This is a genomic window from Paraburkholderia ribeironis, assembly GCF_900019265.1.
Taxonomy (GTDB): Bacteria; Pseudomonadota; Gammaproteobacteria; order Burkholderiales; family Burkholderiaceae; genus Paraburkholderia; species Paraburkholderia ribeironis.
Map to the genome: position 1 here is coordinate 25,891 of NZ_CYGX02000024.1, position 18,696 is coordinate 44,586.

Genomic DNA, 18,696 nt, shown 5'->3' on the forward strand with positions numbered 1-18,696 from the left:
AACTCGGGAGCCTTGGAACAGCTAGTTGGGCAGAAGCCACCTGGCATTTGCCTGATGAAAGCCGCGATCAGTCGTTTATCATGGCTAGCTCACGTCGTTCGACGGATCCGTCAGTAAGTACGATGAATACCCGAAAGATTTTGATGATTATTGGAGGGCTCCTGCTCGGTGCAGCAGGGACCACGTACCTGATGCTCCTTCAGGCGGACCGCCGCGCAATGGCAGAAGTCACGGCCGCCATGGATGAATCCGCACGCCCTTCCGTCGTCGATTCGCGCGTCAGCGATCACGTGGCGGAAGGCAGCATCGGCCAGTCGAAGCCATCCGGCGCAATCACGAAAAGCACTGCCATCGCGCAGCAGCCGGTGGTTTCCGCTACGGCTCCCGCTCTGGCAGTAGCACCTGCGCCCATGGCGGCCGCGCCCGCATCCGGTCCGGCCGCCGCACAAGTCACTGGGCAACCGAAACCGGAGGTACAACCGAAGCAGGCGCCATCGACGGCAGTCGCGTCGGTGAACGTGCAGGACCCGGGTGTGCCGAAGGTGGTTCCGGCGCAGCGCGCCAAACGTGGACGAGACGGTCTGGACCGTCGCGCGATAACGACTCGAGGCGCGACACCGGAAACGGACGAACTGGTCAGGGAATCGGCGAAGCTCGATCCATCGTTGCCTCCGCCGGATATGTCCACCGCTCGCGCCGCCATGGACCAACGTAGCTCGAAGCCAGGCACGGGCTCGAACCCGGTCGCGGCCGCGATGACGGAGCAGCTCGTCAGGGATTCGGCCAAGCTCGATCCTTCGCTGCCGCCGCCCAAGTAACCAACTTCTCCGGCAGCACGTGCGGCTGCACGAACGCTCCCGGCACTTGAGCATCGCGCTGCGGTGCTTGGCGCAAACACTTTTCCTTTAGAGATATCGCGCGTCCTTATTGCTATATACAGCAACAATACACGGGCGTCGGCGAATCGAATTGCTTATAAAAAACCATTCACGCCGGTTTATCCCTCGAATAACGGCATCGCCGAATATGACTTGACTTCGCCTGCGGATCGGGCGATTTCGTTTGAATACTTTGGGAGCTGCGGCAGCGCTCGGGTCGGTCCCGGCCTGCCGCGTTGGGCGGCGGTCGGCGAGCAGCCCTTCGCCCCTCCGGCCCGGATCTACGTCAGGCGGCCTGCGCTATCCATCCGCCCTCAGCGAAAACGTGTAACGCTATGCCGTTCTGGCGAGCTGTATCGCGTGTTCAGGGCACGACGTCACGCAAAGACCGCACGACCGGCAGGCGTGCGCGTTCGGTGTGTAGGCGACTTTCATTCCATGCACGCGTAGCTTAAGGCGATGCATCAAATCGAGGCTGAGATAATCGACCTCATCGATGCGCCGGATCTCAAACACATTCTCGGGGCAGACCTCCAGGCAATCGCCCTTGCCTTCGCAACGTTTCAGGTCGACGACCGGCGCAATCACGCCCGGCTTCTGTTTGCAGTCGCCCGTTGATTTCTCGCGCATGTTCAATCTCCCGCGCGCCGGGCGCGGCCCGATCGCCATGCCGTCTGGAAATGCTCCCGTTCTTCGGCCGTCATCGCTTCCCATTTGCGCCAGTGACGCCGTTCGCGCCAACCGCCGTGTCCGCGGAATCCGCCAAACAGGATGCGGCTCAAAACCAGCAAGCCCAATGCGTGTGCGAAGTCGATCGCACGGGCTCCAACGAATAGCGCCGGAATCACCCAATTCCATAGAGTCATGACCACCCACCCGAGCACGCCTATCGCGACCACCACAAGCAGCGCTTTGCCAGCACATCTGATTCGAAAATTCATCCGTCGACTCCTCTAAATATCCAGTTCGTCATAAATGACCTGCAGTCGGGCGCGCAGATGCAAGACCGCGTAGCGTTTGCGCGCGAGCAGCGTATTGAGCGTGACGCCGCTTTCCGCCACCATGTCTTTGAAGGGCCGCCCCTCCAGCTCGTGCGCGATAAATACCTCTCGTTGATTCGGCGGCAACTCATCGAGCGCATCCTGCAAGGCCTTGAGCAATAGAGCGCGAGCGTAGAGGGCTTCGGGACCTGCATCGTGCGCCGGTAGGGTGAGGTCGAGGCGATACTCACTGCTGGCGTCGTCCTCGGCCTCAGACAGATCTGTTAGTGGCTGCTCTTTCTTCTTGCGATAACGATCGATGATGCGGTTGCGCGCGGCACGGAAAAGCCACGCGCTCGCCTGTTCGATCGGAGCGGGAAGCCGGTAAGCCTGCACAAATTCGTGGAACACATCCTGCAGGATGTCCTCGGCATCATCCGGGTCGCGTATTCGACGCCGGATAAAATTGACGAGCCTCGTTCGCTCACGCACCACGGTCGCGGTGATGTCGCTGTCTCGGTCGGTCATCGGGTGCGAGGTGGGTGGCGGCTCCATGCGTCTGAAGACGTTTCAGGAGCGAGAATATTGTGGCGAGCGCAAAAAATCTTTCCTTGAACAGTATGGACCCGCGGCAACAGCTTAAGCAGGTTGCGCAGTTCTTTGACGCCGGCGTCCCCGAAACTCGGCCGATCATCAGGGCACGCCCGGTTTGCCGACCACCTGGTCGCGGGTTCGACTACAGCGTGTTCAGGAAGGCGGCATAACCGCCGTGCCGTTTCGGCCTAGAATCCTCTGAGGAGGTTCCAGTTATGTCAGGTATCAAGCGCATCGATTCGGGCCATCCCGCCTATCAGGCCGCACCGCACAGGACGACCCGCTACCCTGCGGAGCACGCCACGTTGACGGCTAGCTCCAGGAAAAGGCAGCGCCCCTGTGCGCCACATCGCAAGGTAGGACGCGGCAAGGTCGGCATCGGTGGCAAGCCCAGCGATAAGTAGGCATCTGCGACCCCTATATGGCGTCGGGAATATAGCGGACGCATGTTCAAGATGCGTCTTCAACTCGTCGCCGGCGTGGCACCTGCCCAATTTCCGTCATCCCGGTCCCATGAGGGCAATCCACCGAACGCATCGACCAGAAAATCGATCATGACGCCAGGGCCGACGAAAGGCGGCCCATGTTCTCGCGCGGCGTGTCGGCCGCCGGATTTTTCACGAGCTGGGGCAGTAGCTTTTCACCCACCCGGCACGGTTTTCATTTTCAGTGGCAGCCGACAACACGGCCATTTCGGCTTACCATGGCCAGCATAGGATCGGTAGGCTTGCGCTACGCACACTACCAAGCCGACAACCAGCCGTGCTGGCGCCGTGGCGGCTAACGGAGCCAGCACGCGGAAAGCAAGGATCGCCCACGATGCGGACACGAAGTGTGAGTCAGGGACGGCGCGATTTTCTTCGCAGGTCTACTGCAGTGCCGTCCACGTTGCTGCTGTTGGCCGTCGGAGATGCGTTTGGGCGGCCCGGCGCAGTTTCAACTACGCCCGCCTGCACCGACGAACACGAACCGACCCGGCAGCAGACGGCAGGTCCGTTTTTCCTGCCGCACTCGCCGCAACGCACATCGCTGCTCGAACCGGGAGTCAATGGAACGAAGATCGTCCTGACCGGACGGGTGTATTCGATACGATGCAGCGCGGTTTCCGGGGCTTTGCTCGATTTCTGGCACGCCAATGACGCCGGCGAGTACGACGTCGAGGGGTTCCGGCTACGCGGCCATCAATTCGCCGACAGCGAGGGACGCTACCGCCTTGAGACCATCGTTCCGGGGCTATATCCGGGACGCACACGACACATCCATGTGACTGTGCAGCCGCCCAACGGGCCGATCCTCACCACCCAACTGTACTTTCCTGCCGAGCAGCGCAATGCTCGCGATTCCCTGTTCGATCGCCGGCTATTGATGACGATTGACAACGACGGCGAGCGAAAGGCGGCCCGGTTCGATTTCGTCCTCGCGCTCACGTAGCGCAAGTGGTTGTAAAGCCGGGGCGTATCGAGAGTTAGGGGACGACGTGATCCTGGAAGTGTTATCTGGCATTGGGTACCCGCGAGGCCCGAGCAAGGCACGCATCGCGCGTCCGGTTTGGCCCATCCGGGCTCACTCTAACTCACTCAATCCCACCGATCGTCACGCACCTGAACGACGCCCGCCTCGATCCGCACCGGAAACGCCACCACATCCTCATATGCCGGCGGCGCCAGCACCTTTCCGGTCCTGATGCAAAACCGTGCACCGTGGCGCGGACAGACGACCACGTCGCCTTCCACCACACCGCCCGTCAGGATGCCGCCGTCGTGCGGGCAGATGTCCTCGATTGCATAACAGGTGCCGTCGACGTTGAACACAGCGACCTGCGCGCCATCGACCTCGACGCTGCGAACAGCTCCGGCCGGAAAATCCCCTATCGCGGCGACATCGACCCAGTCGGACATGTCAAAGCATTCCCAATTGCAAGCGCGCCGCATCCGACATCTGGTCTCTCGACCACGGCGGATCCCACACCAGTTCAACGTGCACGTCGTTCACACCGCTCACCGAGAACACCGCATCCTCCACCGTCGCCGGGAAGGTCTGCGCGACCGGGCAGCCGGGCGCGGTCAGCGTCATGCGGATTCCGACACGGCCTTCGGCTTCGTCCACGTCGAGACCATAAACAAGCCCCAAATCGTAGATGTTGACTGGAATCTCCGGGTCGAACACGGTTCGCAGCGCGTCGATCACGCGTTCTTCAAGAAGTTCTGTCGTTGTGCCACTGCCGGGTTGTGCTTCCTCAGCGCGCTTCAGCCAGTCGAATGTGTTCATCGTTTGCCTCACTCTGTCGAAACGGGGCGATCCTCGTCGTGCAACGCAGCATGCAGCGTATGCCACGCCAGCGTCGCGCATTTCACCCGCTCGGGAAATTCACGCACGCCGGACAGCACCGCCAGCTTGCCCATCTCCGGCGCGGCTGCCGCCTGCCCTGCAGCGGGTGTTGTCACCATGTCGTGAAAGCGCCCGAACAGCGCTTCGGCCTCTGCTTCCGTTTTGCCTTTCAGCGCCTCGGTCATCAGTGACGCCGACGCCGTCGCGATCGCACAGCCTGCGCCTTCGAAACTCGCCTCTTTGACGATACCGTCCTCGATGCGCAGATAAAGCGTAATCCGGTCGCCGCACAGCGGGTTATAACCCTCGGCCTTGTGATTGGCGCCGGACAGTCCATGACAGTTACGCGGCCTCCGATAGTGGTCGAAGATGACTTCCTGATACAGATCGCGCAGATCGCTCATGTTCCGAATATCTCCCTGACCTTGCCGAGACCTTCGATCAGCGCGTCGATATCCTGGTGCGTGTTGTAGAGGGCGAGTGACGCGCGCACGGTCGCCGGTACGCCGAAGCGCTGCATCACCGGCATCGCGCAATGATGGCCTGCACGCACGGCGATGCCGTGATGATCGAGAATCGTGCCGACATCATGGGCATGCACGCCGTCGAGCACGAATGACAGAATGCTCGCCTTGTCGCGTGCAGTACCGATGAAACGCAAGCCCGGTATCACCCGCAATGCATCCGTTGCATAGGCGAGCAGCTCGTTCTCGTGCGCGGCGATGACTTCCATGCCGATGCTGTCGACATAGTCGAGCGCCGCGCCCAGCGCGATTGCGCCGGCAATGTTCGGCGTGCCCGCCTCGAACTTCCACGGAATCTCGTTGTATTCCGTTTTCTCGAACGTTACCGAGCGGATCATGTCGCCGCCGCCCTGCCACGGCGGCATCGCTTCAAGCAGTGCGGCCCTGGCGTATAGCACGCCAATGCCAGTCGGTCCGTATACCTTATGCCCGGAAAACGCGTAGAAATCGCAATCTATCGCGCGGACGTCGACTGGCAAATGCGCAATCGCCTGCGCGCCATCCAGCAGTACCGGCACGCCCCGCGCGTGCGCCCCCGCAACGATGCGCTCCACCGGATTGATGCTGCCGAGCGCGTTGGCCAGGTGCGTCATCGCGACCAGCCGCGTACGTTCACTGAATAAGCGCTCGTACGCGTCGGCATCGAGCGCGCCCGTATCGTCGATCGGCACGACTTTCAGCGCCGCGCCTGTCTGCTCACAGACCAGCTGCCACGGCACGATGTTCGAATGGTGCTCCATTGCGCTGATCAGGATCTCGTCACCGGGCTTGATCTGCGGGCGTGCATAGCTCTGGGCAACGAGATTGATCGCTTCGGTCGTGCCACGCACGAACACGATCTCCTCCGGACGCTGCGCATTGATGAAGCGTGCGATCTTCGCGCGTGCTGCCTCGAATGAATCGGTCGCGCGCTGCGACAGCAGATGCACGCCGCGGTGCACGTTGGCGTTGCTATGCCGGTAGTAAGCGTTTTCCGCGTAGATGACCGCGGCGGGTTTTTGCGTAGTGGCGCCATTGTCGAGATAGACCAATGGCCGGCCATGCACGCGCTCGCCCAGAATCGGAAAATCGGCTCGCCAATGCTCGACATTGCGCGGATCGGGCGTCTGCATCTGTTCGATCGGCTTCATAGCAACTCCCTGATGCGCTCGCCTTCCGGGGTGCGCGCGAGCAGCAGGTCTTCGAGCCGGCCACGCAGCGAATCGATGCGCACACGTTCGACAATGTCGCGCGCAAATGCGTAGGTCAGTAGCGCCCGCGCCATGCGCTCTTCGACTCCCCGAGCACGTAAATAGAACAGCTGACTGTCGTCCAGTTGACCGACCGTCGCGCCGTGTGTGCATTTCACGTCGTCGGCGTAGATCTCGAGTTGCGGCTTCGTGTCGATTTCCGCATCGCGTGACAGCAACAGGTTGTGATTCGCCTGATGCGTGTCCGTTTGCTGCGCATCGCGATGCACGATGACGCGCCCGTTGAATACGCCGCGCGCAGCGCCGTCGAGCACCCCTCGGTAATATTCGCGACTCGTGCCATGCGGCTCTGTGTGATCGATGCGCGTGTGGTGATCGACGTGCTGCCGGCCCCCAACGAAATAAAGACCATTCAACGTCGCCTGCGCGTTCGCGGCGTTCAGGCTCGTGCAGATGCCCGTGCGCGACAACGCGGCGCCAAACGCGAACGCATGTGAGGTAAAACAGCTGCCGCGTTGCTGCGCAGCGGCGAGCGAGGCGATATGAAAAGCCTTCGGGCCCTCTTGCTGCAACCGGTAGTGCTGCACGTCCGCCTGCTCGTCTGCAACGATGCGGGTAACCGCGTTAGTCCAGTACGCGTCGTCGCCCAGCCCGACAAAGTGCTCGACGATCGTGCAGCCCGAGCGTGCTCCTGCAAGCACGACATTGAACGGCTGCACCGCAAGACCTGCTTCGTCGGTCAGGAACAGTATCTGCAGCGGTTGATCGATGACCTCGCCAGGCGGCAGCACGATGGCAAACCCGTCCGTCATAAACGCCATGTTCAGCGCGGCAAAACCGTCGGTATATGCCTGCGAGGCGATTGCCGCTTCCAGTCGTTGCGGCATTTCTCTCAACGCCCGGGTAAGCGAGCCCACAAATACCCCGTGTGCTAAACCATTCAGTCTCGACAGCCGCGGCACATGCCGACCGTTGACAAAGACCAGTCGATGCCCGGCAGGGTCCAGCTCGAGTGCATCGATGACGTGCCGCACGTCGCCATCGTCGGTGCGTTGCGCCCTGAAATGCCAGGGACGCTTGCCGATCGTCGACACGTTCGTGTATTTCCAGTCCTCCTGCCGCGTGGTCGGCAAACCCAGCGCGTCGAACTGGTCGAACGCGCTTCGGCGCGCGGCGCGCAGCCACAGAAACTCAACGCCGGGCAACGTCTTCGCGAGTTGCCCAAAAGCCTGATGGAAATAGTCGAGAGATTCGTTTTTCATGGATGCCCCGCACTTTCCCGGCCTGCTCCAATTTCTGGTTGCACCACTTCATCGTCGATCCAGCCATAGCCTTTACGTTCCAGCTCCAGCGCCAGTTCACGTGATCCCGACTTCACGATCCGGCCATTCGCCAGCACATGCACACGATCCGGCACGACGTAATTCAATAACCGCTGATAGTGCGTGACCAGCACGATCGCCCGTTCTGGACTGCGCATGCTGTTGACACCCTGCGCGACAATCTGCAATGCGTCGATGTCGAGTCCGGAATCCGTTTCGTCGAGAATCGCGAGCCGTGGCTGTAGCACGGCCATCTGCAGGATCTCGTTGCGTTTCTTTTCTCCACCGGAAAAACCTTCGTTCACTGCGCGATACAGCAGACTCTCGTCCATCTGCATCAGCGTCATGCTCTCCTTGACCAGTTGCAGAAACTCCATCGCATCGAGTTCCGGCTCGCCACGATACCGCCGCTGCGCGTTCAAAGCCGCCTTCAACAGATAAACGTTGCTCACGCCGGGTATCTCGACGGGATACTGGAACGCGAGAAACAGTCCTTGGTGCGCACGCTCCTCGGGTGCGAGCGCCAGCAGGTCGCGGCCGCAATACGAGACCTCGCCACCCGTGACAGCAAAGTCCTCGCGCCCGGCCAGCACCTGGGCAAGCGTGCTCTTGCCCGAGCCGTTCGGGCCCATGATCGCGTGCACCTCGCCGGCCTTTACCCTCAGATCGATGCCACGCAGAATTTTCTTGCCGTCGACTTCGACTTGCAGATTGCTGATTTCAAGCATGGTCCGAATCCTTCGCGATTCGCTGTGGGCTATCCCACAGCGCCTTCCAGGCTGACGCCGAGCAGCTTCTGCGCCTCGACGGCAAACTCCATCGGCAGCTCCTTGAAGACTTCCTTGCAGAACCCGTTCACGATCATCGACACTGCATCTTCCGGCGACAACCCACGCTGCCGACAATAGAACAACTGGTCTTCGCCGATGCGTGACGTCGATGCTTCGTGTTCGACCTTCGCGGTCGGGTTCTTGACCTCGATGTAAGGGAATGTGTGAGCACTGCAACGGTTTCCGAGCAAAAGCGAATCGCACTGCGTGTAGTTGCGCGCACCTTCGGCCGCACGGCCGACCTTCACGAGGCCACGGTACGCGTTCTTTCCGCGGCCCGCCGAAATGCCCTTCGACAGAATCGTGCTGCGCGTATTGCGGCCGAGGTGAACCATCTTCGTGCCGGTATCGGCCTGTTGAAAGTGGTTGGTGAGCGCCACCGAATAGAATTCACCGACCGAGTTATCGCCCTGCAGAACCACGCTCGGATACTTCCACGTAATCGCCGAACCGGTCTCCACCTGAGTCCATGAAATCTTCGCATTCGCCTCGCGGCAATCGCCACGTTTGGTCACGAAGTTGTAGATGCCGCCTTTGCCCGACGCATCGCCCGGATACCAGTTCTGCACGGTCGAATAGCGGATCTGCGCCCCTTCCAGCGCGATCAGCTCGACCACAGCGGCATGCAGCTGGTTTTCGTCGCGCATCGGCGCGGTGCAGCCTTCCAGATAGCTCACGTACGCGCCTTTGTCGGCGACGATCAGCGTGCGCTCGAACTGCCCGGTGTTCCGGGCGTTGATACGAAAGTAGGTCGACAGTTCCATCGGGCAGCGCACGCCCGGCGGGATGTAGCAGAACGAGCCATCGCTGAACACGGCGGAATTAAGCGCAGCGAAGAAATTGTCGGTGTGCGGCACGACCGAGCCGAGATACTTTCGCACCAGTTCGGGATGATGCTGTACGGCATCCGAGAACGAACAGAACACGATGCCAAGTTCCGCCAGCTTTTCGCGAAACGTAGTCGCTACCGACACGCTGTCGAATACCGCATCCACCGCCACGCCCGCCAGCAGTTCGCGCTCCCTCAGCGGCACACCCAGCTTTTCGTAGGTACGCAGCAGTTCCGGATCGACGTCATCGAGACTCTTCGGACGATTCTTCTGCGTCATCGGCGCGGAATAATAGACGATGTTCTGGTAATCGATCGGTGGATGTTCGACCGTCGCCCAGTGCGGCTCGGTCATCGTGAGCCAGTGGCGGTAGGCCGCGAGTCGCCACTCGAGCATGAACGCCGGCTCGTCTTTCTTCCTTGAAATGAGCCGGACCATGTCCTCGCTCAACCCGCGCGGCAGCGCATCGGCCTGCAGGTCGGTCACAAAACCATGCTGGTATTCACGGCTGATCAGCTCATCGAAACCGGTTGCGGATGCGCTCATGCGTGGCCTCCATCAATCGACTTACGCGCAGGCGTCGCGCCCGCGCGATGGTTGGGAATACTACGCGCACGGATCGCGCTAATATCGACCGCGCGCAAGGTGGGGCCCGCCATGTCCGCCAGCGTGACCTGCTGCAACGCTTCGTAAATCAGGCGATTGACCTTCTGCCAGTTGGCGCGCACCGCGCACACCGCCTCCTGGATACACAGGCCTGGCGTAGTGCTGCATTCGGTCATCCCGATCGGGCCGTCGACGGCGGCGATCACCTCCGCCAGCGTGATCCGCCCGGGCGGCCGCGGCAGCAGGTAACCGCCGTTTGTGCCGCGCAGCGACTCCACGACACCACCCCGCGTCAGGACTTTCAGCACCTTTGACACCGTAGGCATCGCGATGCCGGTCGCCGCCGCAATGCTGCTTGCGCTGTGGACGGCATCCGGATCGCGCGCCATCGCGGTCATGATCACCGTGCCGTAATCGGCAAGTTTGCTCATGCGCAACATCGGAATATCTCCCCTTTTAATCAGGACCCTTTTAGTCCTGATTACATCGAAACGAAATCCGCACGTTTGCAATGGGCGACACTGTTCTGTGTGGGGATTCCTGGCCATGTCGCGAACCGCTTTCCGTTTCGGGAGAAGCATTTCGCGAACGATGCAACGCCAATTTCATTCTAGACCTGTATGCATAACCTTGTCGGTGTATTGGTCTTCTTGACGGATCACTCTGGCGAGACATTAGTTATTCGATATCCAGAATATCGACCTTTCGCTCACCGCAAGATTCTTTGTACTCGGGCGTTGTCGCTATGCGCCTGGCCTCGTCGCGGGCAGCCCCAGGCGGGTTAGCGACATTCATCGCCCTGATCTCAGGCCCGGTCTGTCTTTCCGGCCGCCCCCGTCTAGCGTGCATTTGCGGCGACATACGGTCCAGCAGCGTCGTTGCAAGGCTGCCGCAGCCGACGCTGCGGCCGACGTAGCCCTGGTTGTGAAGGTCTTCCCGGATGTGCATGTGAAGTTCGGGAAATCTTGTCGATAGGTGATCCGCCAATGCGTCTGGAATCGGCGCAAATCTTTTTCCGCGCCCTGTGTCAAAAACTTTAAGTTGATCTTGTGCGAGGAGTCCAACATGACATCCCGGCGATCGAACCCATTCCGACCGGCATTGGGTCGGGCATGTGACACACGCGCCGCGCTGGTCTGCGCGGCGGTATTCGCGCTTGGGGCCTGCGCGCAGCCGTGGGAGGGGTTCCATACAGGCGAACAGGAATCCGCCGTCGTCGCCAGACTGGGGCAGCCGCGCGAGGTCTACAACCTGCCTGACGGCTCCAGGCGGCTGATGTGGCCGACGCAGCCTATGGGGGAAGTCACCGTCGCCGCAGACATCGATGCGACCGGCAAGGTGATCAGCATCCGGCAAGTGCTGCAGCCGAACGAGTTTTACCGCGCGGAGCCTGGCAAGTGGACCAAGAATGAGGTTCTGGTCAACTTCGGCCGGCCGGAGGAAACGGCTTACTTTCCATTGATGAAGCGCGAAGTATGGAGCTATCGCTATCTGGAAGACGGCGTGTGGTACCTGCTGTTTCATTTCTATTTCGACGACACCGGCGTGCTGCGCTCAACCCAGAAGAGCCCGGACCCGCTCCACGAACAGGGTGGCGACAACAAGCCGATGTGATTGCTGACGCAAGTCCAGTCCGGCGGCCGTTTCTTCAATAACATCAAATTTGGCAGTGCCGGCCCGGGGATTCCCGGCATTCCCGGCATTCCCGTGCGTCGCTTACGGTGGCGGTCTTGCTCGCGTCCCGTTAGTGAACTAGATTTTCTTTATTGAGGTGTGACAGACGGGAGGCATCGCCATGGAACTGAGCGTTGAACGTGTCGATGTTTGGGCAGCGACCATCGAGGACAGTCCAGGCGGCCTTGCGAAAGTATTAAGCGCCTTGCGGGATGCTGGGGCGGACTTGCAGTTCGTCGTTGCACGTCGCACGCCGGAAGCATCGGGCAAGGGAATCGTCTTTGTCGCACCGCTGCAAGGGGAGACGGAGATCCGTGCCGCTACACAGGTGGGGTTCAGCGTCACCCCGAGCCTTCACTCCGTCCGTGTAATGGGTCTGGACCAACTGGGGATCATCGCGCAATTGACCCAGATGCTGGCAGACGAGGGGATCAACCTCCGCGGCGTTTCGGCCGCTGTACTTGGCACGCAGTTCATTGCTTATCTCGCGGTCGACTCGTTGGACGATGCGGAAAAAGCGATCGACATTCTGCAGAGGGCCTGAAGCGCCTGTGCCGGACTGCGAACTCGCCTGGCTTGCTTGCTGGCGAGGCAACGGGTCGACATTGCCTGCGAAACGCTAGCCGACGCCCTCGCAACGTACGACGCTCAATTGATCGCCACCCGCTTTCGATCATGAAGCACGCCTCGGCCGACGTGCGTCTGAAGGCTTCGATCGTTCTGTGCGGTCCCAATACGGCGGATCATCAATATGGGCGCGAACGTGCTCAAGAAAAAGACGCGCCCGCGTCGCGGTAGCGCAGCGAAAAGCGCTTCTGCTATTCACGCTGTACGCCTGCCCGGACGCTCATGTTCAAGCAACTGCTTTAGCGTTTCCGGCCGGCCTGCTTTGGTCAGGTCCGAAGGTGCGACACAAACCAGACGACGTACCGGCGCAAGTCGCATGGCGACCAGATCACCGCTCAAATCACGCCCGCTACGGATCGCGAGATCGACACGCTCCACCGCGAGATCCACCACCCGGTCGCTCAACTGAAGATCGACCAATCACCGACAGAGCGCCTTTCCAACTGTCATTTCCGACAGATGACGCTGCGGCCGATCAGACCAATAATTCCTCAAGCTATATCGCAGGTTGGAAGCGTTTTTGGAGAACGACGCATGCTTCGGGCTGTATCCTTTGCACCCAGAACTGTCCGGGCCGTGGCGCAGGCTTTCGCAGCCGCGCTGAGTGTTGCGGCGCTCGTCGGGTGCGCCGATTTTGGCGCCCAAGGGATCCCGGTCCAGCCGATGTCGCCGGAATCGCTTGATGTTGGGCGCGAGATCCGCGAAGCGATCCCGGCACCGGCCATCAACATGCGGTGGTGGAGTGTGTTCGGCGATCCCGCGCTTGATCAAGTGGTCGACGACGCACTGAGCAATTCGCCCGAGCTGACCGCCGCGCAAGCGCGGGTGACGGAGGCGCTCGCGCTGTCAGACGTTGAGCGGTCGGCAACATCGCCGCAGCTCTTTGCGACCGTCAGCGCGGTGCCAACCCGCTTCCCGGCCAGCTACAAAATCCCGCCCCCGGCTGCAGGTCACTGGCAGACCGATGTCCAGGCATTGTTGCAGGCGTCGCTCGATCTTGATCTTTCCGGTCGCGCCCGAGCCTTGACGAGAGCGTCCGAGCGGCGAGCCGACGCACAACTGGCACAGGCACGCTGCGTCGCACTCGCATTGCAGACCGCGCTGGTCAGCGCATACCTGACGCTGGCCCTGGACTTGCGCCTGCTGCAGATCGCGAACGATATCCTGGACCAGCGCAAAGCCATTCTCGCGCTGACGCAAGAGCGCATTGCTCAAGGCATTGACACTCGCGTGGCGGGCTTGCGTGCCAGCGAGCCGATCCCGCTTGCGCGGGCGGAGCTTGCGCGCCTGAATGCGGATGTCGCTCGAACCCGACACCAGATCGCCGCGCTGGTCGGGCGGGGTCCGGGCTACGCCGACACCCTGACGCCGCGACTCGGCACGCTCGATGTGCGTCCGGCTCTGCCGGGAGCGCTGCCTGCAGACCTGATCGGCCGTCGCCCGGATGTCGCCGCCGCACGCGCGGGCGTCGAGGCGGAGTCGGCTGGCATCGATGCGGCGAAAGCGGCGTTCTATCCCAGCATCAATCTGCTGGCGTTCGCCGGCCTCCAAAGCCTTGGCTTTCACGCGTTGTTCAGTGGCAATAGCAGCTCGCTGGGTGTAGGTCCCGCGCTGACGTTGCCGATCTTTGAAGGCGGACGCTTGCGCGCCAGCCTGCGTGCGCAGACAGCTGCGTACACTGCCGCCGTCGCCGCTTATGACGATACGTTGATTGGCGCGTTGGCGCAGGTCGCCGACTCACTGGCGTCGATCACCGCGCTGCGTGAGCAGCTTGAACTGACCACGCAGGCCCTCGATGACGCGCAGCACGCGTTCGATGTCGAAGTGCACCGCTATCGGCGAGGCTTGACTGGCTATCTGGACGTATTGCTCGCGCAAAGCCGGCTGTTCGACGACCGCTCGGCGCAGGCGCGCACGGACAGTGCGCTGCTGACTGAGCACGTGCACCTGGTCGCCGCACTTGGCGGCTCGCCATCGAGCGGAGATGTCTCAAAATGAGTCAATCGGAACACTACTCTACGTTGCCGGACGACGAGCGGCAGCGCCGGCGGCGCCGCTACTTCACCGGGTTCGCGATGATCGTGGGGACTGTCGCGCTCGCGTCGGCCGCCGCGTGGTGGCTCACCGCACGCGGCATCGAGTCGACTGACGATGCCTACGTCGCGGGCGACGTCGTTCAGGTCTCGCCCCAGATCGTCGGCACCGTCGTCGCAGTGTTAGTGCAAAACACCGATTCGGTTGAAGCCGGCACGCCCCTGATCGAACTGGACAAGACCGACGCAAAAATAGCGCTAGATGCGGCAAGCGACCAGCTTGCGCATGCGGTGCGCGAATACCGCTCGGCGAGCGCCGATGCCGAGCGCGAACGTGCGCAAATCCGCCTGCGCGAAGCCGCGGCCACTCGGGCGCGAGACGACCTGAACCGGCGTCTCGCGCTGATCAGCGACGGTGCTGTTGCCGACGAGGACGTGCGGCATGCACGAGATGCGGCCAGCAGCGCTGACGCAGCGCTCGACGCACAGCGCGCGGCGTATCAGGCGAGCGTCGCCCATACCGATGGCACCTCGATCGACTCGAGTCCGCTGGTGCGCAGCGCCGCCGCGCAAGTGCGCAGCGCCGCCCTCGCGATGCGCCGTACAGTCGTGCTCGCGCCGGTCGCTGGTCTCGTGACCAAACGCGTGGTCGAAGTCGGACAGCGCGTTGTGCCGGGAACGCCCATGTTTGCGATCGTGCCCATGGATCGGTTGTGGGCCGAAGCCAATTTCAAGGAATCACAACTGCGACGGATGCATGTGGGCCAGCGGGTTCAACTGCACGCGGATCTATATGGCAGTGCCCTGACGTATCACGGCGTGATCGAAGGCTTCGAAGCCGGCACGGGCGCAGCGTTCGCTTCAGTGCCGGCGCAAAACGCAACCGGCAACTGGATCAAGGTCGTGCAGCGCTTGTCAGCGCGTATCGCGCTCGACCCACAGGAGTTGCGCAGACATCCGCTTCGCATCGGCCTGTCGATGACCGCGCAGGTGCGGGTGGGCGGCAGGGCCGGCGAGGCGAACGCGGCATCGAGTCCCGCACGGCCAGTGCGTACGCTTGACACGACGGCGATTTTTCGTGACGACGAGAACGTGGGCAGTGACGTGGTCGACCAGATCATCCGCGAGAATGCCGTGCCGGGGGCGCACGCCGACCAGGCCCGCGGAGCACATGTCCCTCCGGTAATGTGAGCGTGAGCGTGAGTACGTCCAGGCCATTGCGCCCAGTTGAGCCGATGCGGGGTATGCCACTCGCGCTGGTCGCGATCGCGATCAGCGTAGCGAATTTCATGCAGACGCTGGACCTGACGATCGCGAACGTCGCCGTGCCCGCGATTTCGGGCGACTTGGGCGTCGCGCCGCACCAGGGCACCTGGATGCTGACGTCGTTCGCGACGCCGCTGGCGATCACGCTACCTCTAACCGGCTGGCTCGCGCAGCGCTTCGGTCAGGTCAGGCTGTTCCGCGTATCGGTCGGCTTGTTCGTACTCACATCGGTGTTGTGCGGGCTCGCGCCCAACTTCGAATTGCTTTTGCTGTTCCGCGCGCTGCAAGGAGCGGTGTCCGGACCCGTGACCGCGTTGTCGCAAGCGTTGCTGGTCGCCGTTTTTCCGACCGCACGCCGACACGTCGCGCTGGCCGTCTGGCAGACTACGACATTCATCGCGCCGGTCCTGGGTCCGATCGCCGGCGGCTGGATCACCGACAACATCAGCTGGCCGTGGATTTTCTATGTCAACGCACCGACCGGCATCGCGGTCGTGATGGTGCTCACGCGCTGCCTGCGCGGACACGACAATCCGACGCGCAAGCTGCCGGTCGATCTGATCGGATTGCTGCTGCTTGCATTGTCGTTTGGCTCACTGCAGCTCTTCCTCGATCAGGGCCAGGACCTGGACTGGTTCAACGCAACGCCGATCCGCATCCTCGCGATTTGCTGCATGCTCGGCTTCGTCGCGTTCGTGCTGTGGGAACTGACGGACAAGCATCCGATCGTCGACTTGCGCCTGTTCGCGGATCGCAATTTCACCGCCGGGACCATCGCTGTTACGGTTGGATTCGGCGTCTACTATGGCGCGCTTGTGCTGGTGCCGCTGTGGTTGCAAACGGAACTCGGCTATACCGCGACCTGGGCCGGCATCGCGACAGCGCCGCTCGGCATCGCCGGGATCGTGATCGCGCCGCTTGTCGGCCGCTATCAGCAGCGTGTGGATCCGCGCTGGTTTGCCACCGTCGCGTTGCTCGGGTGGGCCATCGCATCGTTCGCCCGGATGGGGTTCAACAGCGACGTGCCGATCGAAACCGTCGCGCTCAACTCGCTGCTGATGGGCAGCGCGACCGCGTTTTTTATTACGCCGTTGGTGTCGCTGTCGCTCGCCGCATTACCGCGCGAGCGACTGCCGGCGGCATCCGGTCTGCAGAATTCGCTGCGCAGGATCGGCACGAGCGTCGCCACATCGCTCGCGCCGACCTTTTTCGAGCGGCGCGCACGCGTACACAACACCTATCTGGTTGACCGCATTACCCATTTCAATCCGGAGACGAGCGTCTGGATTGACCGTCTGGAGCAGAGCGGAATGCCTCCGCAGGGTGCGTTGGCATCGGTTGCGCGTTCGATCGACGTACAGGCGCACATGCTTGCGTTGAATGACTTTTCGTTTGTCTGCATGTTGCTTTTTGGCGCCACGCTGGTGCTTGTCTGGACGACGCGTTACCAGCGGGCGCAGGGATAAGCGAGTTGCTCGCGAGTTGCTCGATACGCCCGCGGCCTCAGGCAACTTCCCACCGCGGAACGCGTGAGACGTGCTGCAGTATTGGCAGACTGTCGGGACGGTCCGACAGCGCGTCATAGCCGAACACCCATGTCGGGTCGGTCGGCCCGCGCATAAACGTATTCGCGCTCGACACCTGGTGGATCAACGCGAGCCGCTCGCGCCGATGCGCGGCATACGCCGCGCACGCGGCACCGAAGCCAGTTGTGCCGGAGAGCGCGCGCAGTAGCACCACGGCATCTTCCAGTGCCATCGCGGCACCTTGCGACATGAATGGCCGCATCGGGTGGCACGCATCGCCGATGAGCGCGACCCGATCCTCGCCGAATATAAAGTTCGCGGGCCGCTCGAACAGCGCCCATTTGGTGACCGAGTCGCGCGGCGCGTGTTCCAGCATGTGTCGCACATCGGCGTGATAGCCGGTAAAGATCCCGATCATTTCGTGGACATCGCCTGGCAATGATGACGCGTCGGTCGGCCACTCGAGCTGGGGTGTCATCGCGGCGAAGTAGAACTGTTCGCGTGCGTTGTCGAGCCAGTACGACAGCACGAACGTGTCATCGCACCACCATTTGGTCAGATCGTCGACTGGCAGGTTGCCGAGCAGCGCCTTCGGATACGCGCCGCGAAATGCGACCTGGCCGGAAAACGTCGGCCGCTCATATCCGATGAGCGCCTCGCGCACACGCGATTTCAGTCCGTCCGCGCCGATCACGATATCGGCGCGCACGCTCGATTGATCCGCGAAGCGCAGTTCGATCGCGTCGCCGCGCGGCTCGAGGCCCACGAGTCGCTTACCCCAGGCGATCGAGTCGGGCGTGAGCCCCGACAGCAGTGCCGCGTGCAGATCGCCACGCTTGAGCGTAACGAACGGCGCGCCGAAAACCTCGTTCGCGGCGTTGCCAAGCGGCAGGCGGTAAAGCAACGCGCCGGTGTCTCCGCGGCGATTGACGAAGGCAGCCGGTTCCTGTCCGAACGACAACGCGAGGATGTCGACGCTGAGAAATCGCATCACCCGCATCAGATTCGGACTCAGGTGAATCCCGGCACCGACGCGGGCGAAACCGGGAGCCTGCTCGAACAACCTGACGTTGTATCCGCCTCGTTGCAGCAGTGCGCCGAGCGCACAGCCACCAATGCCCGCGCCGACGATCGCGATGCGCTCGGGTATGTGTTGACTCATTGAACCCCCTCAGGCGACGCCGATTCAAGTTCCCTGGACGATAATGCCGACGCTGTGCGCCGTGCGGTCGCGAATTTCTCTGGCGGCCTGATACTCGGCCGACTGGTGCCAGGCGCGTGCCTGGCTGATGCTGTCGAATTCGAGCACGATCACACGTTTGGGCGACCAGCTTCCCTCAATGGTGTGCGCCTCGCCGCCGCGCACGAGGAACCGTCCGCCATAGGTGGCGAGTGTTGGTGCACCGAGCCGCCGATATTCTTCGTAGCCACGTTGATCGTGCACCTCGATATCAAAGATGATGTAGGCAGACATGCGCTTCTCCCAAT

Annotated in this window: 22 protein-coding genes; 7 read left to right on the top strand and 15 right to left on the bottom strand. The window is 62.0% G+C overall.

Annotation, left to right across the window (positions count from 1 at the left end):
* The first annotated feature begins 47 nt into the window (after positions 1-47).
* On the top strand, positions 48-818 hold the full coding sequence (locus BN2475_RS11610) for a hypothetical protein (protein ID WP_245841274.1): 771 nt from the start codon (positions 48-50) through the stop codon (positions 816-818).
* 393 nt (positions 819-1,211) lie between these two features.
* On the opposite strand, the gene BN2475_RS11615 is transcribed toward BN2475_RS11610, so the two are convergent.
* From BN2475_RS11615 to BN2475_RS11625, 3 genes are read right to left on the bottom strand one after another with little or no spacing between them, the layout of a single operon-like run.
* Positions 1,212-1,508 carry a 4Fe-4S binding protein gene (locus BN2475_RS11615; RefSeq protein WP_094779672.1) on the bottom strand — a complete coding sequence of 99 codons (297 nt, stop codon included), beginning with the start codon at positions 1,506-1,508 and terminating at the stop codon, positions 1,212-1,214.
* A 2-nt stretch (positions 1,509-1,510) separates the two neighbouring features.
* Positions 1,511-1,819 carry a hypothetical protein gene (locus tag BN2475_RS11620; protein WP_094779673.1) on the bottom strand — a complete coding sequence of 103 codons (309 nt, stop codon included), beginning with the start codon at positions 1,817-1,819 and terminating at the stop codon, positions 1,511-1,513.
* A 12-nt stretch (positions 1,820-1,831) separates the two neighbouring features.
* Positions 1,832-2,413 carry an RNA polymerase sigma factor gene (locus tag BN2475_RS11625; RefSeq protein WP_174641936.1) on the bottom strand — a complete coding sequence of 194 codons (582 nt, stop codon included), beginning with the start codon at positions 2,411-2,413 and terminating at the stop codon, positions 1,832-1,834.
* Positions 2,414-3,328: 915 nt separating this feature from the next.
* Between BN2475_RS11625 and BN2475_RS11635 the strand changes: the two genes are divergently transcribed.
* Positions 3,329-3,883 carry a dioxygenase family protein gene (locus tag BN2475_RS11635; protein WP_245841276.1) on the top strand — a complete coding sequence of 185 codons (555 nt, stop codon included), beginning with the start codon at positions 3,329-3,331 and terminating at the stop codon, positions 3,881-3,883.
* Positions 3,884-4,029: 146 nt separating this feature from the next.
* Here BN2475_RS11635 and BN2475_RS11640 read toward each other — a convergent pair whose 3' ends face one another.
* The 9 genes from BN2475_RS11640 to BN2475_RS11680 all read right to left on the bottom strand — a co-directional run bounded on the left by BN2475_RS11640 (position 4,030) and on the right by BN2475_RS11680 (position 11,030).
* Positions 4,030-4,350, bottom strand: a complete 321-nt coding sequence (locus BN2475_RS11640) for a Rieske (2Fe-2S) protein (RefSeq protein WP_094779677.1) — start codon at positions 4,348-4,350, stop codon at positions 4,030-4,032.
* A 1-nt stretch (position 4,351) separates the two neighbouring features.
* Positions 4,352-4,720: an SUF system Fe-S cluster assembly protein gene (locus BN2475_RS11645; RefSeq protein WP_094779678.1), complete on the bottom strand. Its 369-nt coding sequence runs from the start codon at positions 4,718-4,720 to the stop codon at positions 4,352-4,354.
* 8 nt (positions 4,721-4,728) lie between these two features.
* Positions 4,729-5,184, bottom strand: coding sequence for a Fe-S cluster assembly sulfur transfer protein SufU (sufU, locus tag BN2475_RS11650; protein WP_094779679.1), 456 nt, complete (start codon positions 5,182-5,184; stop codon positions 4,729-4,731).
* The gene (locus BN2475_RS11655) at positions 5,181-6,434 is read right to left on the bottom strand and encodes a cysteine desulfurase (protein ID WP_094779680.1); all 1,254 of its coding nucleotides are present in this window, start codon (positions 6,432-6,434) and stop codon (positions 5,181-5,183) included. The genes sufU and BN2475_RS11655 overlap by 4 nt, the downstream gene beginning before the upstream one ends.
* The gene (sufD, locus tag BN2475_RS11660) at positions 6,431-7,756 is read right to left on the bottom strand and encodes a Fe-S cluster assembly protein SufD (RefSeq protein WP_094779681.1); all 1,326 of its coding nucleotides are present in this window, start codon (positions 7,754-7,756) and stop codon (positions 6,431-6,433) included. The genes BN2475_RS11655 and sufD overlap by 4 nt, the downstream gene beginning before the upstream one ends.
* Positions 7,753-8,544, bottom strand: a complete 792-nt coding sequence (gene sufC, locus BN2475_RS11665) for a Fe-S cluster assembly ATPase SufC (protein WP_094779682.1) — start codon at positions 8,542-8,544, stop codon at positions 7,753-7,755. Before sufC ends, sufD begins: the two co-directional genes overlap by 4 nt.
* 29 nt (positions 8,545-8,573) lie before the next feature.
* Positions 8,574-10,022 carry a Fe-S cluster assembly protein SufB gene (gene sufB / locus BN2475_RS11670; RefSeq protein ID WP_094779683.1) on the bottom strand — a complete coding sequence of 483 codons (1,449 nt, stop codon included), beginning with the start codon at positions 10,020-10,022 and terminating at the stop codon, positions 8,574-8,576.
* Complete coding sequence (locus BN2475_RS11675) at positions 10,019-10,522, bottom strand: SUF system Fe-S cluster assembly regulator (protein ID WP_094779684.1); 504 nt, start codon at positions 10,520-10,522, stop codon at positions 10,019-10,021. The genes sufB and BN2475_RS11675 overlap by 4 nt, the downstream gene beginning before the upstream one ends.
* A 238-nt stretch (positions 10,523-10,760) precedes the next feature.
* The gene (locus tag BN2475_RS11680; protein ID WP_094779685.1) at positions 10,761-11,030 is read right to left on the bottom strand and encodes a hypothetical protein; all 270 of its coding nucleotides are present in this window, start codon (positions 11,028-11,030) and stop codon (positions 10,761-10,763) included.
* A gap of 117 nt (positions 11,031-11,147) precedes the next feature.
* Here BN2475_RS11680 and BN2475_RS11685 point away from each other — a divergent pair, with 117 nt between their 5' ends.
* Both BN2475_RS11685 and BN2475_RS11690 read left to right on the top strand, forming a co-directional pair.
* The gene (locus tag BN2475_RS11685) at positions 11,148-11,696 is read left to right on the top strand and encodes a hypothetical protein (RefSeq protein WP_094779686.1); all 549 of its coding nucleotides are present in this window, start codon (positions 11,148-11,150) and stop codon (positions 11,694-11,696) included.
* 181 nt (positions 11,697-11,877) lie between these two features.
* Complete coding sequence (locus tag BN2475_RS11690) at positions 11,878-12,300, top strand: ACT domain-containing protein (protein WP_094779687.1); 423 nt, start codon at positions 11,878-11,880, stop codon at positions 12,298-12,300.
* A 278-nt stretch (positions 12,301-12,578) separates the two neighbouring features.
* Here BN2475_RS11690 and BN2475_RS11695 read toward each other — a convergent pair whose 3' ends face one another.
* Entirely contained in the window at positions 12,579-12,803 is a 225-nt protein-coding gene (locus BN2475_RS11695; RefSeq protein ID WP_094779688.1) for a LysR substrate-binding domain-containing protein, read from the bottom strand.
* Between the two features lie 39 nt (positions 12,804-12,842).
* On the opposite strand from BN2475_RS11695, the gene BN2475_RS11700 reads away from it, so the two are divergent.
* Genes BN2475_RS11700 through BN2475_RS11710 form a run of 3 tightly spaced genes read left to right on the top strand, consistent with a single transcriptional unit; the run spans position 12,843 to position 17,148 of the window.
* On the top strand, positions 12,843-14,381 hold the full coding sequence (locus BN2475_RS11700; protein ID WP_094779689.1) for an efflux transporter outer membrane subunit: 1,539 nt from the start codon (positions 12,843-12,845) through the stop codon (positions 14,379-14,381).
* Positions 14,378-15,607 (top strand): HlyD/EmrA/EmrK family protein, encoded by a 1,230-nt coding sequence (locus BN2475_RS11705; RefSeq protein WP_094779690.1) that lies wholly within the window; start codon positions 14,378-14,380, stop codon positions 15,605-15,607. Before BN2475_RS11700 ends, BN2475_RS11705 begins: the two co-directional genes overlap by 4 nt.
* A gap of 53 nt (positions 15,608-15,660) precedes the next feature.
* Positions 15,661-17,148 carry a DHA2 family efflux MFS transporter permease subunit gene (locus BN2475_RS11710; protein ID WP_245841278.1) on the top strand — a complete coding sequence of 496 codons (1,488 nt, stop codon included), beginning with the start codon at positions 15,661-15,663 and terminating at the stop codon, positions 17,146-17,148.
* Between the two features lie 37 nt (positions 17,149-17,185).
* Here the strand turns inward: BN2475_RS11710 and BN2475_RS11715 are convergent, their stop codons facing one another.
* Together BN2475_RS11715 and BN2475_RS11720 are read right to left on the bottom strand one after the other, a co-directional pair.
* The gene (locus BN2475_RS11715) at positions 17,186-18,370 is read right to left on the bottom strand and encodes an FAD-dependent monooxygenase (protein ID WP_094779692.1); all 1,185 of its coding nucleotides are present in this window, start codon (positions 18,368-18,370) and stop codon (positions 17,186-17,188) included.
* 24 nt (positions 18,371-18,394) lie between these two features.
* Entirely contained in the window at positions 18,395-18,682 is a 288-nt protein-coding gene (locus BN2475_RS11720) for a DUF1330 domain-containing protein (protein WP_094779693.1), read from the bottom strand.
* Between the last annotated feature and the right edge of the window lie 14 nt (positions 18,683-18,696).